The 411-nt window shown below is 62.0% G+C and carries 1 protein-coding gene; it reads left to right on the forward strand.

What is annotated here, in order from left to right; genetic code table 11:
- Positions 1-264 (forward strand): sensor histidine kinase (locus AC1D0P_RS30690; RefSeq protein ID WP_477680183.1); only part of this gene is annotated, 264 nt, incomplete at its 5' end.
- Positions 265-411 lie beyond the last annotated feature (147 nt).

Raw genomic sequence — 411 nt, forward strand, 5'->3', positions numbered from 1 at the left:
GGCGGAAGGGTGACCGTCACGGTGTCCCGCCGGGACGGACAGGCTGAACTTCTGGTGGAGGATAGCGGCCCCGGCATTGCGGAATCCGAACGCAGCCAGGTGTTCGAGCGTTTTTACCGGGTGATGGGAACGAAGGCCGAAGGCAGCGGCCTAGGGCTTTCGATCGTCAAGGAGGTCGTCGAGGTCGCCGGCGGCAGCGTCTCGCTCGGAGAGTCGCGGGAGGGCGGTCTGCTGGTGACGGTGCGGTTGCCGGCGGCGGATTGAAGGGATTATGGTGGGTTGGACGTCGTGAGGCCTTCTCCATGGCCCCAGCTTGATCGCCGGATACTTGTCCCTTGCGGCTGATAAGTTGCAAAGCAAATACAAATGCTTGACAGGTTGCGCGGCAAACGCGACTATATTCGACAGGTG

Source organism: Polaromonas sp. P1_G2, assembly GCF_056405515.1.